This is a genomic window from Natranaerofaba carboxydovora (assembly GCF_022539405.1).
Classification (GTDB): Bacteria; Bacillota; Natranaerobiia; order Natranaerobiales; family Natranaerofabaceae; genus Natranaerofaba; species Natranaerofaba carboxydovora.
In genome coordinates this window covers 2,622,565-2,637,899 of record NZ_CP054394.1, presented here as the reverse complement: position 1 = coordinate 2,637,899, position 15,335 = coordinate 2,622,565, and the positions used below count along the sequence as shown (strand labels likewise).

Below are 15,335 nucleotides of genomic sequence, written 5' to 3'. Positions count from 1 at the left end.
AAGTGCAGATAAAGCGCGGAGATGTATATTACGCAGACCTTAGTCCTGTAGTAGGCTCCGAACAGGGAGGAGTACGCCCCGTTCTGATAGTCCAAAATGATATTGGTAATAGATACAGTCCTACTGTTATAGTTGCAGCTATAACTTCCCAAATTCAAAAAGGAAAACTGCCTACTCATGTAGAGGTGAATGCTAAAGAATATAACCTAAATAGAGACTCTGTCGTATTATTAGAACAGATAAGAACTATAGATAAACAACGCCTTAAAGAAAAAGTTACCTCTTTTTCAACTTCCATGATGGAAAAAGTGGATGAGGCGTTAAGGATAAGTTTTGGATTAATAGAATTTTGAACTAAACGTAGTGCTTGAAGCTACGTTTTTAATTTTTTATAGGCAAAAGAGTTATGGGAGGAGAGAAGGCCCATGAGGGTATACATATCTTGTGACCTAGAAGGAATAACGGGAGTAGTTAAAGAAAGTCAACTTCAGGCTGGCGGGGAAGGTTATGAAAGAGCAAGAAAGATAATGACCAAAGAAGTTAATGCTGCAGCAGGAGGTGCCTTTGAAGCTGGTGCATCTGTTGTTGTGGTTAATGATGCCCATGACAAAATGGATAATATATTAATTGAAAACCTACAAGATAATATTGAGCTTATATCAGGAAACCCCAAAAAATTTAGTATGATGGAAGGGATATGGTCTGGTTTCGATGTTTGCTTTTTTTTGGGGTATCATTCGATGAGGTCCAAAAGAGGTGTAATATCTCATACTTATAGTAGCTCACTTGTCCTAGATGTTAAGATAAATGAAGTCTCTCTTGGTGAGACGGGGATTAATGCCATGATAGCTGGTTATTACGATGTCCCGGTAGGACTTGTAAGTGGAGACGATATCCTTCATAATGAAACTAGAGAGATTCTCGGTGAAGAAGTAAAGTTTGTCGAAACAAAAAAAGCCCTAACAAAATACTCAGCCTGGCATCACCCGTTAAATAATGTTTATGATCAATTAAGAAGCAAATCTAAAGAGGTAATAGAACATATAGATAGATTTAAGCCGTTTAAAGTATCGTCGCCTATTAAGCTAGAGGTTAGATTTGCTGACATAAGTTATGCAGACCAGGCTTTAATGCTCCCCCGAACTTTTCGGCCTAATTTATCTTCACCTATTGTGACTTATGAAGCCCATGATGTAATAGAGTTTTATAAGGCATTTAGAACCATGCTGGTTCTTGCAAATACCGGTTAAAGATATAATTTTAGAAGATGATAGTGACCTCTAAGGAGGCACTTGAAGGAGGCACTCGTAAATGCATAGAAAGCATAAACAAATAATCGCTTTAGGTATTTTAATTTTTTTGGTTTTATCTCTTGACACTATTGCTAACACAATAACAAATTGGCAGTGGTTTAGAGCTGTAGATTATCAGGCCCTTTTTGTAAGGCCTTTCTTGTTTCAGTGGCTAACATATATTATTGCATTTTTGTTTGGTACTGTGTTTTTTTATTTAAACCTAAATTATCTAACTGGTATATTATTGACACCTCAGGCTCAGGTTTATTTTGTCGAAAGTCCTTTGGCACCTTACATAAATAAACTAAAGCAGATAGGAAAAGTTGCTAAAATTGCTATTAGCGCTGTCATAGGGGTGCTTTGGGCAGGGTTTTTTAGAGATTTTTGGCTTAATCTAATTTATTTTATCTATAACGAACCTATTGGAGATGTTGATCCTGTTTTTGGCAGGGATATATCTTTTTACTTTTTTGAGTTACCTTTATATAGAACTATACTTGGCAATGTTTTATCACTAGTTATCTTTACTTTTTTGTTTGTTATGGTGGTGTATGTTTTCAGAGGCATTGTCACCTGGGGGTTAATTAAAAAAGGTGGTCTAACTAAGGGTTATAGTGCTTTAAAACATATTAATTTGTTCGTTGGTATGTTGTTGTTAATCTTTGCCCTTCAGTCTTATTTGGCCAGGTTTAATCTTTTATTTTCAGACCGTGGAGCAATGTTTGGTGCTGGTTATACGGATCTAAATGCAAGTGCTCCTCTTTATTTGATATTAACCATTATTGGGATTATTGGATTTATAATTACTATGATTAATTTCAAAATTGGAAAATTTAAATATACGGCTTTGGTTGCTGGTATATTTGTATTTATCTTTATAGCTGGAAATATTTACGCTTCTATTTTACAAAACTTTATAGTTTCGCCTAATGAACTTTCAATGGAGCGACCTTATCTAGAGAATCATCTTGAAATGACCAGGAAAGCTTATAACTTACATGATATAGATGAAAAGATGTGGGAAGGAACAGACGCTTTGCCGGATGTGGATGAAGATGAACTAGAACAAGAAATTGATGAAAATGTAGAAAATGTGGAGGAAAACCCAGAAGATTTTAATGAGGATATTGATGAGGATATTGATGAGGATATTAATATAAATGATATAGATGAAGGCATTGATGAAGAGATGTTAGAAGAAGAGGATATAGTGGGAGAAGTAGGAGAAGTAAGCGAAGTACCGGAAATTGATGACGAGTTACTGAGAAATGTAAGGCTACTTGATTATAGGCCGCTTCGAGAAGTTTATCGTGAATCACAAGAATTCAGGCAGTATTATCAATTTGATGATGTTGATATTGCTCGTTATACTATAGATGACCAATACCATCAGGTTATGTTATCAGCGAGGGAGTTGGATGTTAATAGACTGCCTGATGAAGCGCAGACTAATATTAATAGGCACTTGAAATATACTCATGGATATGGTCTTGCCATGAGTCCTGTAGGTGAGTTTACTGCTAGAGGACATCCTCGCTTTTTCCTACAGGATATGCCTGTTGTAGATAATATAGGGATTGGGTTAGAACGGCCGGAAATTTACTTTGGAGAGCTAAAAAATGATTTTGTAATAGTAAATACTGAGGAAAAAGAGTTTAACTATCCTGGTGGAGGAGAAGAAGTCGATATAGACTACCAAGGAGAAACAGGTATACCAATTGATAATATAATCAACAGAGCATTATATGCATTAAGAGAGAGAAATTCTTTTATATTTTTATCAAGACAATTTACTGATGACAGTGAAATTTTGATAAACAGAAATATCCAGGAAAGGATTAATACAATTGCTCCTTTTTTAACTTATGATGATGATCCTTACATGGCTGTCGCTGACGGAAGATTATTTTGGATAATTGATGCTTATGTAGATAGTGATAATTACCCTTACAGTAATCCTTATGACTATAGAGGAAAGAATTATATTAGAAATCCTGTAAAAGTTATAGTTGATGCCTATAGTGGGGAGGTTTCTTATTACCTGGTAGAAGATGAGCCTGTAACTACTGCCCTGTCAAATGCTTTTCCAGATCTATTTAGGGATTTAGATGAAATGCCAGAAGAACTACAAGACCAGATTCGTTATCCTGTTGATCTCTTTGACATTCAAGCTGATATGTTAAGGAATTATCACATGACAACACCGGTAGTTTTTTATAACCGTGAAGATGCCTGGGATATAGCTACTGAAAAATATTATGGCGATACTATAAGGATGGAACCATATTATGCAACTCTTAACTTACCAGGAGAGGATGACTCTGAATTTGTTTTGATGCTTCCTTTTACTCCAGTACAGAGAAATAATATGATATCCTGGCTAGGAGCTAGGAATGATGGAGAAAATTATGGCGAATTAGTCCTTTATCGTTTTCCCAGGGGAACGTTGGCCTATGGTCCAAGACAGATTGACTCAAGAATTGACCAGGACCCGGAGATTTCGAGACTATTTTCGCTGTGGGATAGAGGTGGTTCAAGTGTTATTAGAGGAAATTTGCTGGTAATACCTCTTGAGAATGGAATACTATATGTGGAGCCTGTTTATCTTGAAGCAGAAGGCGCTAGTTTTCCTGAAATGCGCAGGGTTATAGTTGCCTGGGAAGATGATTTGATTATGGCTCCAAGCTTAGAAGAAGCTTTAGAGCACTTTGGAAAAGACATTGATCAGATTGATATTGAAGATCCAGATATAGAAGATCCAGAAGATCCCGACTTAGAAGAAGAGCTAGAGATACCTGATGAGATGATACCAGAGGATGAATTAGAAGATGTCTACGAGCTATCTAGAAGAGCTCTCGAACTCTATATTGATGCTGAGGATGCCCTTAGAGATGGTGATTGGAATGAATATGGAAGTATTCAAGAAGAACTAAAAGAGGTGCTTGAGAAGTTAAATGAAAAATCAGAGGATGTAGCAGAAACTGATCTAGAAGAAAACTAAACATTGATACTGGTGCAAAAACTTTCTTATATGACTTTTAGCACCAGTATCAAGTTTAATTTAGGCTGTAAAAAGTATATTCACATTATGAAGGAGGTATAATATGCAGCTGCTTGAAAAACTAGTTACTACCCCCGGTATCCCCGGGAGAGAAGAAAAAATTCGTGAATTAATAAAAGATGAATTAAACAAAATAGCAGATGAAGTAAAAGTAGATGGTATGGGAAATGTAATAGGGATCAAAAAGGGAAAAAGTTCCTCTAAGAATGAAGCAAAGAAAGTTATGGTTGCTGCACATATGGATGAGATAGGCTTTTTGGTTAAGCATATTGATAAAAAAGGATTTTTGAGGCTAGAGCCTCTAGGGGGATTTGATGCTAGAGCCCTTGTATCACAAAGAGTCATAGTTCATGGTAAAGAAGAGCTTTTAGGTAATCTAGCACCATCCACGAAACCACCTCACATGCTGTCAGCTGAGGAAGCCAAGAAAAAGTTAGAGGTAAAAGATTTTTTTGTTGATCTAGGGCTTGATGGTGACAAAGTTAAAGAACTAGTTAACATTGGTGACCCTGTAACACTGAAGCAGGATTTTGTGGAGTTAGGTAATTCTTACAGCGCAAAGGCAATGGACGATAGGATAGGTGTGTATGTAATGCTTGAGGCTGCCAAAGAGTTAGATTACCATGAAGCGGATATTTATTTGGTAGCTACTGTTCAGGAAGAAGTTGGCTTAAGGGGTGGCAAAACTTCTGCATTCGGGATTGACCCTGATGTGGGGATTGCCCTTGATGTTACAATTGCTAATGACATACCGGGAAGTAAAGAAGATGAAATGGTAGCATCTCTAGGCGAAGGTGCTGCTATCAAAATTATGGATGCCGCGTCTATATCAAATTACAAAGTAATAGATACATTAAAAGAAATTGCCGAAGACAAAGAATTATCGTATCAGATGGAACTTATGGCAAAAGGTGGGACAGATGCAGGAGCAATGCAGCAGTCAAGAGCCGGCATACCAACGGCAGGGATATCTATTCCTACGAGATATGTCCATACGGTTAATGAAATGGTAGATAAAGATGATGTTAATTCTGCTGTAAAACTATTAAGCGAATTTCTAAAAACCTGTCACGAAAAAGACTTCAGCCTATAGAGTAGTCTGCCAGAACCAAAATCCAAGTTTGATTCTGGTGCAAAAAGTCATATGAACACTATCCTTATGTGAATAGACTTTTTGCACCAACTTAACTCCATCCTTTTTCTCCTTTTAGAGGAACAAATCTACAACCACCAAGATTTACTTTTTCTATCCCGGATTTGGTTTTTGTGACTTTTAATAGATCCTGTGAATGTAGATCACCTACGGGTATAACCATCCTACCTCCGGTTTTTAACTGCTCTGTTAAGCTGTCGGGTATATTTGGACTTGCAGCAGTGACCATAATTGCATCAAAAGGAGATTTGTCTTCCCATCCAAGGGTCCCATCATCAACTTTAATATGTATATTATTGTATCCAAGTTCCCGTAAAATTTTTTTCGCGTTACTAGCCAGGTTTTCGATCCTTTCTATACTAAATATTTCACTTGCTATTTCCCCCAAAATTGCAGCTTGATATCCAGAGCCGGTTCCAAGTTCAAGCACTTTGTCTTCCTTTTGAAGTTCTAAAGCATCGGTCATTAGTGCCACGATATAAGGTTGTGATATTGTTTGATTATCGCCTATTGGCAGAGGATGATCTCCGTAAGCCATATGCTTTTGATCTTCTGGCACAAACTTTTCCCTTGGAACACTTTCAAAGGCTTTTAATACTTTCTCTTCTCTAATGCCTCTTTTATAGATTTGTTTTTTAACCATTGATTTTCTTTCTTTTTCAAAGACTGACATTATTATCACCTCTTTTTGTACTAGAATCATTATTAGTTTTAAATAACCAGACAGTAATTATAAATCTATAATTGATTCTGGTGCAAAAAGTTATATGAACAAAGTTTTGTTTTTAATTGCAATACATCTTGATGAGAAAGCAGGAGAAATAAGGGTTCATCAATAACTTTAATATCTTTGAGTTTTGACAAAATACTGACCAGGCTCGTTACCCCCCAAAAAAGGAAAATTCATAACCCCCGCCCCGCGCGGCTGATTGTAAAGTACACCGGTAATAGCAATATCTTTGACATCTGTAGAAGTGGTGATATATTTTTGAAAGATTTTACCCGCTCTGGGGCCAACAAATTGTGATAAAATGATAGCAAGTAGTACATTCAAAATGTTAAAAGTGCCTGTAAACCATAGCAATAAAAGAAAAATTACAGCACTAGAAAAGTTAGCTGCTAAAATACTTGTGCCGCAATTTTGATGAATAGCTAGCTCTTTGTTACCACCTTGAAGCTGGTAAAGCCCTAACATTGCAGCTTCCTGTAAGTGTTCAGGGTTAATTCTGCCCTGGATTACAAAACCATTTTCCCTGGCAAAACCAGAAAGCCTATTGTAACCGTATCTTTTTTCTAAAATATTAATGGTGGCATGTTCAAGAGCATGATTATTTCTAAGCCTCTTGTTTAAGGCGATTTTGGCTAACTGAAAGGGGGTTGTGATGATATTTATAAGTGAATAAAAGGTAAAATGAAAAGGCAGAAGTATTAAACTTAATAGTAAAAAGAAAAGTATAGGCGATAAAATCAGCAGGAATATTAACCACACAGATAAAACATCTCCTTTATTTATCTCTATTTTAGCATATCTAAACCTGTCTTAGGTAGTACTATGAGTGGATATATATTATCTTGCTTGGAATTTTTTAATATTTGGGATACAGAGAGAAAAAGGCGCTATGTGAGGGTATCTAAGAAGAGTTGACCACCTTATTATAATTGTGTTATTATTTTTTTAAAGCGTTTTTGACTGGCATTTTCGATAATTATGCAAGAATTAGTAAATGTGATTAATATGGACTCGTCCCTTTTAAATTTTTAAAAAATGGCTGAGGGACGAGTCTTTTGCTAGCAAATCCTGGAGGTGACAAGATGACGTACAAAATTCTTGTAAGCGATTCACTTAATGAAGAAGGTCTTAAAAAATTCACCGATGAGTATCAGGTGGATTACAAGACGAATTTGTCTCAAGAAGAATTAGTGGAGGTTATTGGGGAGTATGAGGCTTTACTTGTAAGAAGTGGTACTCAAGTGACGGAGGAAGTTCTAAAAGCAGGAAAAAATCTGAAAGTAGTAGGAAGAGCTGGAGTAGGTACCGATAATATTGCTGTTGATGCTGCTACTAAAGAAGGGATTCTTGTTCTTAATGCGCCCGGTGGTAATACTATAGCTGCCGCAGAACATGCTATTGCCATGATGTTTGCTACAGCAAGAAAGATTCCACAGGCAAATATGCGTCTTAAAGATGGTAAGTGGGAGAAGAAGCCCTTCATGGGCGTTGAGCTTTATCAAAAGAAGCTTGGAATCTTAGGTCTTGGTAGAATAGGAAGTGAAGTTGCCAAAAGAGCTAAAGGGCTTGAAATGGATGTTATAGCATACGACCCGTATATTACAGAAATGAAGACATCAAAGTTACAAATTGACATTCGTGAGTTAGAAGAAGTCTTAGAACAAGCGGATTTTATAAGTTTACATTTGCCTAAGACTGAAGAAACTGCAAATTTAATCAACAAAGATTCTATTGAGACAATGAAAGATGGAGCTTTCATTATTAACTGTGCTCGTGGTGGACTTATTGATGAAGATGCATTATATAATGCTCTGAAGGAAGGAAAACTTGCAGGAGCAGCTCTAGATGTGTTTGATGAAGAACCGATAACTGATTACAGACTTGTAGAGTTAGACAATGTAGTGGCCACGCCACATCTTGGAGCTTCAACAAGGGAAGCTCAGGCTATGGTTGCAGAAGACATCGTAGAACAGGTGATTCAAGCCCTAAAAGGAGAACCTGTTAATACTGCTGTTAACGTTCCTTCAGTGCCAGAAAATGTAGCTACAGATGTCAAACCGTATATTCCACTGGCTAGAAACATGGGAAGTTTCTTTGCTCAATATTTTGGTGGTAAGATTCAGGAAATACAAATGGAATATTATGGTGATATCACCACTTATCCTTTAAGGCCTTTAACTAATACTTTCTTAAAAGGAATTTTTAGTGAAATAGTCAAGGATCAGATTAACTATGTAAATGCGCCTATTATAGCTGAAGAACGTGGTGTTAATGTTGTTGAGAAAAAATCTAGTAAGAAAAAAGATTTCCAAAACTTAATTCAGGCTAGAGTAAAAACTGATGAAGGTGAAAGGGTAATATCAGGCACATTATTTGGAAAGCACGACCCAAGGTTTGTAAGGATTGGTGAATACAAGGTAGATGTTCTGCCTTCTAAGCATCTTCTACTTATTGACTACATTGATACACCTGGTATGATAGCAGCTGTTAGTAAAATACTTGGTGCAAATAGTATTAATATAGCAGGAATGCAGGTAGGAAGACAGTCCGTAGGCGGAGATGCTCTAATGGTAATGCAGGTTGACTCACGGATTGACAAAGAAACTTTAGATGAGATAAAAGATATACCCCAGATAATAGATGCTAAAGCATGCTTTTTAAAGGATTAAGAGATAAAAATGTTTAAGGGGCCAGTACAATGAAATTAATAAGATATTGTAATAATATAAAGGATAATATAAATTACGGTACGTTAGATGATAAATCGGGGATGATACACGAATTAGAAGGAAGCTACTTTGATAGTTTTGCCAGGACAGGTAATACACTAGCTTTAGAAGAAGTTAACCTTCTGTCTCCTGTTCACCCGGGTAAGATTGTAGGAGTAGGTCTTAACTATAGAGACCATGCCAAGGAATTTGGGCTTAGCCTGCCTGATGAACCAATGTTATTTTTGAAGCCTTCTACTACTGTTATTGATCCGGGATCCTCTATTATATACCCGGAGGGCTCTAAGAGAGTGGATTTTGAGGGAGAGCTTGCAATAATAATTGGAAGCCAGGTAAAAGGCTGTGATGTAGATGAGGCGTCGAAATATATTTTTGGTTATACATGTGCTAATGATATAACTGCTAGAGATTTACAAAAAAAAGATGGTCAATGGTCTAGGGCAAAAAGTTTTGATACATTTTTACCCGTTGGACCATGTATTGAGACAGAAGTTGACCCGGCTAATTTGCAGGTACAAACCTACGTTAATGGTGAAGAGAAACAAAACTCTAATACTTCGGAAATGGTTTTTAATGTTTATGAGCTTGTGAGTTTTATTTCAAGCATTATGACCCTTGAGCCAGGTGATGTAATAATAACTGGTACTCCACCTGGGGTTGGTCCCCTTAGCAGGGGGGACCAAGTTGAGGTAAAAATTCAGAACATAGGTGTCTTAAAGAACGATGTATTATGATCTGTATAACTCTCTCCAAACAAGGAATACTTTTAGTGAAAAGTATTTGGAGGGAGTTTTTTTATGGCTTTAACCATGCTTTATAGGACTGTTATAGTATATATTATTATATTTACCCTCTTAAGGATTATGGGGAAAAGAGAAGTTGCCCAGTTATCATCTTTTGATCTTGTTGTAGCCATTATGATGGCAGAAGTTTCTGTATTGACTATTGAAGATGACACAATGCCTATATACGTAGGAGCTATCCCTCTTGTAACACTCTTTGCCCTTGAAATCTTGGTCTCTAGAATAACGATTAAAAACAGAAAAATAAGAGCTATCGTTGAGGGAAAGCCAACTATACTTATTGATAGAGGGAGAATAAAAGAATATGAATTAAAGTCAGTGAGAATTAATTTGAATGACTTAACATCCCAGTTAAGACAGAAAAATGTTCAAAACATTAGTGAAGTAGAGTATGCAGTATTAGAACCCTCAGGTCAGTTAAGTGTGATAAAAAAAGCAGATAAAAGAACAGTCACCAAAGAAGATATGAATATAACGCCTCCTCGGGATGCACTGCCGGTGCCCATCATAATGGATGGCAAAATAGAATATGAACATCTTGATAAGTTTAACCTAACAGAAAAATGGCTCCAAAGTGAGTTGCAAAAAAAGGGCTACAGCTCTCCAAGAGAGATTTTTTATGCTAGTTTAGATTCTGATGGGAGTTTGTACATTAGTCCAAAAGAATCTTATCTTTATGATTACCAACATAGTTAGATTTACAAAAAACTTTAATCTAAAAGTAGTAGCCCTGTCCAAATAATTCGGCTTTTGTCAAAAGTCACATCAAGGCCAAACTGACGACATGTTTCAAGTACATCTATACCCATTCCTTCCATAGATGGCCTGGCATCATCTTTGTTAATACAGGGGGTTTTGCATGCTTTGCAGAGTTTGCAAGCTCCCCCGATGAAGCCACCTGCAAAAGGGAACCCTTCAGAAAAGGCTTTTCTTTCCCCTTTTAGGATAAGCCTGTGTAGGTCAACTGCTAAATCATTATAAATCTCTTTAGCTTCATCAGCTGGTGTTGTATCAGGGATATCTTTGGCTAACTGTACAATTATGCCAAAACTATAGCCTGCCAAAAACCGCTTAAACTCATCGATTGAGGGTAGGTTTGGAGGACACATTGGTTTGCCATAGGAGCCACACCCAAGATGAGAACATTGAAATCTTACTCTTTCATCCACAGTGATTTTTCTAGTTTTAATTAATTTTTGCCTGTATACTCCCCCCTCTTCGAATATACTCATAATCTCTCCACTTTTTTTGATTTGCTCCCAAAAATCCATTACTACCTACTCCCTTCTTTTTTATAAAAACATGACTATATGGTTAAAACAGAATTGATTCTACTGCAAAAAGTCTATTCACATAAAACATAGTGTCTTGCAGTCAACAACAAAACATTTTCATATGAATATTCATATGAAAGGTGGATAGAAAATAATTACTTTATAATAATTTCAGGATTTCTCAATACTTCCAGGTTCTCTAACGGATTTTCTTTTACTCCAATGAACCCAATATTTTTGTCATAGTTTATATTAAGTATTTCACGGTTCCACTTGCAGGCGGCCTTCAAAATTGTCATATTATCAAGTCCAGCTTCTTTGTACAGCATAATTTCCCCGAAATAATCTTTGCCGTGTTCAACGCCAACAGCTCCTGCATCAGTGCCAACTCCAACCTTTACCCCAAGCTCTACTGCTTTTTTTAACATTTTTAATTGGTTCTTATAGGTTTTAGTTATTATATCTCTTTGCTCCTTTGTATAATTATCTTTTCTTTTGATTAGCTGGTTTGCGACAGGGACAACAGTAGGTACCCAATAAACTTTGTTTTCAGCCATTTTATCTAAGAGTTTTTCACAGATGAAGTATCCATGTTCTATAGTATGGACTCCAACTGATAATGCAGTATTTATATGTTCTTTTGAGTTAACATGAGCCATGACAGGCAGATCAAACGTATTTGCTGAATTTATTATCTTAGTTAGCTCTGTTTTATTAAATTGTTTTTTTCCAACTTTGCCATATTCTTTGAAGCTAACGACTCCACTTAGAATAATTTTTAATTGATCTATACCACTTTTTTTCATTGCTTTTAATTTTTTGTCTAGATGAAATTTTTCGTCATCTAATTCTTCTGATAAACCACTACCCAAAAAAGAGCCATAACAACCGCTGCGCCTTAACCCTTCACCACAGGCAATAACATAAGGAGAACTATTAAATGATGAGGATAACTTTTTTGCTTTTAGCCCTATATTTTTAAGATCTCCGCCGTCTCTTACTGCACCTATTCCACTAGAAAAAGTGTTATATAAACGGTTTGACAAAGCTTTTTCTAATTCGTCAGGATGGTCCCATAGAGAGATGGAATTTTCAAAATGTAATCCATTTAAAGCAAAATGAACATGACTATCTATTAGGGCCGGGAGAACGTAAAGTTTTGAAAGATTAATAGCTTCATAACAGTTTGTATTTGTATTATTTTGTGTATTGTTAGTTAATACTTTGTAACTTGATTTATCGATGAGTATTTCAGCATTTTCTATAAGTTTTTCTTTGTATAAATCAATATAAAAGCCGGCATTGATTATTTTCATTTGTTTTTAGGTTCCTCCTTTAATCTATTGCATAATATATTGTATAATATCGACTACAGCCTGTCTAATAATAGCGTATTATCAGCTTATATTGTATTTTTTGATGATAATAATCCTTTGATCATTATGCACAGTAATTAAATTGGAGGGATAAAATTTGACTATGAAAAGTACCGCTGTAGTATTGGCACTTATAGTATCTTTATTATTCGGATTATCTTTAGAGCAGCCATCTTATGCTAAAGAAGATTATACTTTTTCAATACTTTATACTGGTGATGAGCACTCGGCCTTAATACCACACTCTCCTGCTGTGAATTATGATCCGGACATTGACGATTTCACCAGAGGAGGTTTTGCGAGGCTGAAAACACTTATTTCTGAATTTAGAGAAGAAAGAGAAAACGAAGATGAACCTGTCCTATTGGTTTCGTCGGGAGATTTTCACAGCGGAAACCTATATAGCTGGCTTGCTTTTAGCGATATGGCCCCTGAATTAGACTTAATGCAGAAGATGGGCTATGATATTGTGACCCTTGGAAACCATGAATATGATTTTGGAGCGGAGTTTATCTCAGAATATCTGAAAAATGCTGGCTACCCTGAAAAAAAAGATGAGACCAAATTGCTTGCTACAAATTCATATATTCCATCAGATCATTCGTTGTCTGAGAGAGGTATAAAAAAGAATTATCTAAAAGAACTCCCAAATGGGCTCAAAGTTGGTTTTATAGGTTTATTAGGTGATGACGGTCAGTACTTTATTTTGGATTCAGAACCAGTAGAATTTACCCCCGTAAATGATGCTGCAAGAGATAACATAGATAAGCTTAAGAAAGAAGGGGCAGATGTTATTGTAGCTGTTAATCATTCAGGCCGTGAATATAACAATAGGCTTGCCGAAGAAGTCGATGGGATAGATATTATCATTGGTGGTCATACTCATATACCTATGCACCAACCAGACAAAGTTAATGATACCTATATTTTTGAACCAGGCAGTCATGGAGAATTTTTAGGGAAGTTAATGCTTGGATATAACAAAGAAAATGATGAAGTAACGATTAGAAATGAAGAATACGAGGTTAGTCATCTGACACGGGTTAATCATGAAGTTGAAGAAGATGAAGAGATTAAAAATGAAGTTAATAGATATACAGAAAAATTAAATGAGATGATTGAGGAAATTACCGATGGAAGATTCACTGATATCCTTGAGCATGTTGCAAGAAGCGAAAATATAATAAGAAGTAGACCAAGAGATAGAGAAACTCCTATGGGGAACTTGATTACCGATGCTATGAGATTTTCTGTTAAGGATATGACTGGTGAAGATGTGGATTTTGCATTTCAGGCTAATGGTCAAATTAGAGGAGATGTAATTCCGGGAGACACAGGCGAAGCAAAAAATAAGGTTTCAATTTATGATATGGCAAGATTAGCTGGTCTTGGGAAAACGCCTGAAAGAAACCCTGGATATCCGATGGTTTTAATTCATCTTACAGGCAAAGAGATTCATACTCTGTTAGAGCTTACTCCATTTTTGAATGAATACATGGGAGAGGCATTGTTTATGCAGACATCTGGGCTTAGATATAGCTATGATCCTGACAGAGCAGTTCTATTTTATATACCATTTTTGGATATACCTGTGCCCACTTTTAGAGCGGTTCAGACTGCTGAGAAGTATACTGGAAGTGGACCCCAAATTGGTGGGTATAATAAAGATGCTTATGAACAAATAAAACGAGATGATTCAAGACTTTATAGTGTGGCGGCTGATACTTATGTGATGCAATTCTTGCCTGAACTAGGGGAAAGGTTATCCCATCTTTCTATAGAGCCCAAAAATGCTAGAGGTGAAAAGATTCAAAATATTGAAGATGCTAAAGTTATGTCAGGTGATAAAGCTTATACTGTCTGGGAAGGGCTTTTAGACTATTCTAGGGCTAGAGGTGATATTAGTGAGTACGATACAACAACAGAGAGGATTAGTACTGCTTCTTCTTTTAACCTGATGATACTAATTTGGGCGGTTGCTGGAGCTATAATTGGAATTATTGTAGGCCTTGGAGTATATGTCAAACGAAAGTTTTCCAAGTAAAAGAATGCTGAAAAAGAGAGGCATTTCACAATATTCTAAAAATTAAAAAAATTTAACCCTGTAGTGTTGACAAATTCAGCTAAAAAAGATATAAACGTATTATAGTACTTTTATTTTTAATTAATATTCTTCAATAATATCTATATAATTTTAAAGTTTTAAGGGGGGAGGAGTATGTTAAACGTTGTTTTGGGGTACAAAGGTGAAAAGCCAATTATAAAAGATCTTACTAAAGATAAGATATTAACGGTTTGTGGAGTTGCCGGCAGCGGAAAGACTACTTACTTGCTTGAATTAATCTCGCAGCTGATGATCGAAAATACCCCTGAAGAACTTCAGATAATTGGGAGTGCGTTTAAAAACAACCTAGATTTTATGAGACTTGAAAAAGCAGAGCATTTAGACAAAATATTTTATCAGGATTTAGGTTTAATTGATTATTTAAAAGAAAAAAAAGAAGAGAGAAAAGCAATTAAAGAACAAAAGGAATATGAAGATCTTCCTTGGATTGTTGTATTGATTGATGACCTGGTAGTCTCGAAGGTTAATGAAGAAGTTAGAGAGGAACTAGATGAACTATTACCTGACCTTAGTAATTACAAAATGATACCTGTTTTGACAGCACAAAGACCGACTCCTGCTTATATCACCGATAAGTTATTTGACGAGGCAACGACTTTTGTTTTAACTAAACTTAGTAAAGGAGATTTAACCAGATTCTCGATTGATGCTAATGATGTAAAAGAACTTTATACTCTAGAGAGATTAGTAATAACTGACAAAAGCAGGTATATAGAAGTAGAAAATCCTGTTGTAGAAGTTTAAATCAACTTAATAGTAGGTAGTGTAGGTGTATGGGATTATTAATTT

General features: G+C 36.0%; 13 protein-coding genes. 9 read left to right on the top strand and 4 right to left on the bottom strand.

Features of this window, described 5'->3' with window-relative positions:
* Nucleotides 1-2: 2 nt before the first annotated feature.
* The 4 genes from ACONDI_RS12455 (at nucleotide 3) to ACONDI_RS12440 (ending at nucleotide 5,449) form a co-directional block, all read left to right on the top strand.
* Nucleotides 3-353, top strand: a complete 351-nt coding sequence (locus ACONDI_RS12455) for a type II toxin-antitoxin system PemK/MazF family toxin (RefSeq protein ID WP_241078874.1) — start codon at nucleotides 3-5, stop codon at nucleotides 351-353.
* 72 nt (nucleotides 354-425) lie between these two features.
* Complete coding sequence (locus tag ACONDI_RS12450; RefSeq protein WP_241078873.1) at nucleotides 426-1,250, top strand: M55 family metallopeptidase; 825 nt, start codon at nucleotides 426-428, stop codon at nucleotides 1,248-1,250.
* 61 nt (nucleotides 1,251-1,311) lie between these two features.
* Nucleotides 1,312-4,296, top strand: a complete 2,985-nt coding sequence (locus ACONDI_RS12445; RefSeq protein ID WP_241078872.1) for a UPF0182 family membrane protein — start codon at nucleotides 1,312-1,314, stop codon at nucleotides 4,294-4,296.
* A 103-nt stretch (nucleotides 4,297-4,399) separates the two neighbouring features.
* Complete coding sequence (locus ACONDI_RS12440; RefSeq protein ID WP_241078871.1) at nucleotides 4,400-5,449, top strand: M42 family metallopeptidase; 1,050 nt, start codon at nucleotides 4,400-4,402, stop codon at nucleotides 5,447-5,449.
* A gap of 91 nt (nucleotides 5,450-5,540) precedes the next feature.
* On the opposite strand, the gene ACONDI_RS12435 is transcribed toward ACONDI_RS12440, so the two are convergent.
* Both ACONDI_RS12435 and ACONDI_RS12430 read right to left on the bottom strand, forming a co-directional pair.
* The gene (locus tag ACONDI_RS12435) at nucleotides 5,541-6,182 is read right to left on the bottom strand and encodes a protein-L-isoaspartate(D-aspartate) O-methyltransferase (protein WP_241078870.1); all 642 of its coding nucleotides are present in this window, start codon (nucleotides 6,180-6,182) and stop codon (nucleotides 5,541-5,543) included.
* A gap of 168 nt (nucleotides 6,183-6,350) precedes the next feature.
* On the bottom strand, nucleotides 6,351-6,998 hold the full coding sequence (locus tag ACONDI_RS12430) for a DUF6391 domain-containing protein (RefSeq protein ID WP_241078869.1): 648 nt from the start codon (nucleotides 6,996-6,998) through the stop codon (nucleotides 6,351-6,353).
* Nucleotides 6,999-7,321: 323 nt separating this feature from the next.
* Between ACONDI_RS12430 and serA the strand changes: the two genes are divergently transcribed.
* The 3 genes from serA to ACONDI_RS12415 all read left to right on the top strand — a co-directional run bounded on the left by serA (nucleotide 7,322) and on the right by ACONDI_RS12415 (nucleotide 10,467).
* Entirely contained in the window at nucleotides 7,322-8,908 is a 1,587-nt protein-coding gene (gene serA / locus ACONDI_RS12425; protein WP_241078868.1) for a phosphoglycerate dehydrogenase, read from the top strand.
* Between the two features lie 29 nt (nucleotides 8,909-8,937).
* Nucleotides 8,938-9,702: a fumarylacetoacetate hydrolase family protein gene (locus tag ACONDI_RS12420; RefSeq protein ID WP_241078867.1), complete on the top strand. Its 765-nt coding sequence runs from the start codon at nucleotides 8,938-8,940 to the stop codon at nucleotides 9,700-9,702.
* Between the two features lie 63 nt (nucleotides 9,703-9,765).
* The gene (locus ACONDI_RS12415) at nucleotides 9,766-10,467 is read left to right on the top strand and encodes a DUF421 domain-containing protein (RefSeq protein WP_241078866.1); all 702 of its coding nucleotides are present in this window, start codon (nucleotides 9,766-9,768) and stop codon (nucleotides 10,465-10,467) included.
* A 14-nt stretch (nucleotides 10,468-10,481) separates the two neighbouring features.
* Here the strand turns inward: ACONDI_RS12415 and ACONDI_RS12410 are convergent, their stop codons facing one another.
* Nucleotides 10,482-11,042, bottom strand: coding sequence for a DUF2284 domain-containing protein (locus ACONDI_RS12410; protein WP_241078865.1), 561 nt, complete (start codon nucleotides 11,040-11,042; stop codon nucleotides 10,482-10,484).
* Between the two features lie 158 nt (nucleotides 11,043-11,200).
* Nucleotides 11,201-12,361, bottom strand: a complete 1,161-nt coding sequence (locus ACONDI_RS12405; protein ID WP_241078864.1) for an amidohydrolase family protein — start codon at nucleotides 12,359-12,361, stop codon at nucleotides 11,201-11,203.
* Between the two features lie 163 nt (nucleotides 12,362-12,524).
* On the opposite strand from ACONDI_RS12405, the gene ACONDI_RS12400 reads away from it, so the two are divergent.
* Nucleotides 12,525-14,465 (top strand): bifunctional metallophosphatase/5'-nucleotidase, encoded by a 1,941-nt coding sequence (locus tag ACONDI_RS12400; protein ID WP_241080957.1) that lies wholly within the window; start codon nucleotides 12,525-12,527, stop codon nucleotides 14,463-14,465.
* Between the two features lie 174 nt (nucleotides 14,466-14,639).
* The gene (locus ACONDI_RS12395; protein ID WP_241078863.1) at nucleotides 14,640-15,290 is read left to right on the top strand and encodes an FtsK/SpoIIIE domain-containing protein; all 651 of its coding nucleotides are present in this window, start codon (nucleotides 14,640-14,642) and stop codon (nucleotides 15,288-15,290) included.
* Nucleotides 15,291-15,335 lie beyond the last annotated feature (45 nt).